Genomic DNA, 1,207 nt, shown 5'->3' with positions numbered 1-1,207 from the left:
CCAGTTTTCTGGGACCACTTCACATTCCAGTGCTGCCTGAAGCATCGGATCATCGAGGAAACTTAGATAGGCGTAGAGTTCACCCACGATGCTTCCGAACTCACGCTCGCTATCTTGCTGCTTTGCCAGCATCTCGCCCGCAGTGCGTCGGACGCTGTCCATTGACGAGCGCAGCATGAATTCCAGACAATCTGACCAATAGGCGGTGTCGGACTCGATGGCGTTGATGACACATAGAAGGACGGAAAGGAAACGCTGCCATCACGTTCGACAAGCATCTTTAGGATGTTTTCGGACCAATCACGTGCGCGGAGTTCAAAATAACGCCCGTTGCTAGACTCGCTCGTCGGAATGAGGCTTTGAGCAATGAACTTACAGTCAGCATGAAATTGCGGGCTCTTGCGCTGAAGAAGGTCTAGCGGCTGCATCGTGTGGGCAGGCAAATTGGCCATTCGTGTCGGGTTCCAACAATAGGCAAAACTTCCGGCTAGCGTGAAATTGAGCATAGTGACCGACGCGATTTCTCCACGCGGATCGAGGATAAAATTTCGGTTCCTTGCGTTCTGGGCAACGGCAAGCGCCAGTAGATCACGCATCTTTCCGGCTCCCGCTCCGGCAATGGTCAGGAAAGGCGCGTCGGTATCGAGTGTGAGGGCGGTGCCATGTGCATATCCGATTTGCAGGCCGCGTCCCGCTAACATACCGGCGCTTCTTAGATCTGCATTGCTTGCCCAGGTGGCTGATCCGAAGCGGTTGGTCTCGTTATCGAATGGATGCATTTCATGTCTCCGGACAAAAAAAGCCGGACGGCATTGCTGCAGCCCGGCGGAAAGTTAAAGTTAGGTGCGGTCGGCTCAGCCGATGACCGCGATGATGATGAACAGAATGATCGCAGCAGCGATAATGCTCGGGAGCGGGCTTTCCTTCTTTTTCTTCCAGACGGTGCCGACAGGTTCATACTTTGCCATTGCGTAGCTCCTTTGGGATGGAAGTTTCAGATCATGAAACGGGCGATAAATGCAGCGCCGCCCTTAACGAGGGCCGTACCAATCGACATGCGCGCTACGAAGAAAACGAGCATGAAGCTAAGGCAGGCCAGCGAAGCAAGTCCGATGAGGCTGTCCCCGTAGGTCTGGTAAGTGAGGTCACGCACATAAACGATGGTGTGCTGCCAGAGCAGCGGCCCAGTGAGCCATGGGTCGCCATT

The 1,207-nt window shown here is 54.4% G+C and carries 2 protein-coding genes; both read right to left on the bottom strand.

Annotated elements, in window-relative coordinates; genetic code table 11:
* Window positions 1-62: 62 nt before the first annotated feature.
* Window positions 63-779 (bottom strand): hypothetical protein, encoded by a 717-nt coding sequence (locus FGE21_RS19820; protein WP_176695509.1) that lies wholly within the window; start codon window positions 777-779, stop codon window positions 63-65.
* Between the two features lie 215 nt (window positions 780-994).
* The coding region (locus FGE21_RS20155) for a hypothetical protein (RefSeq protein ID WP_176695508.1) at window positions 995-1,207 on the bottom strand (213 nt) is incomplete at its 5' end.

The sequence above is a fragment of the Phaeobacter sp. B1627 genome, from assembly GCF_006265095.1.
In the GTDB taxonomy this organism is placed as follows: Bacteria; Pseudomonadota; Alphaproteobacteria; order Rhodobacterales; family Rhodobacteraceae; genus Epibacterium.
Note: the sequence above shows the minus strand (reverse complement) of the source record. Positions and strands in the feature narration are given on the sequence as shown.

Excerpts from the sequence above, each read along its gene's own strand:
- FGE21_RS19820 (WP_176695509.1), bottom strand. The coding sequence starts at position 779 with ATGCATCCATTCGATAACGAGACCAACCGCTTCGGATCAGCCACCTGG.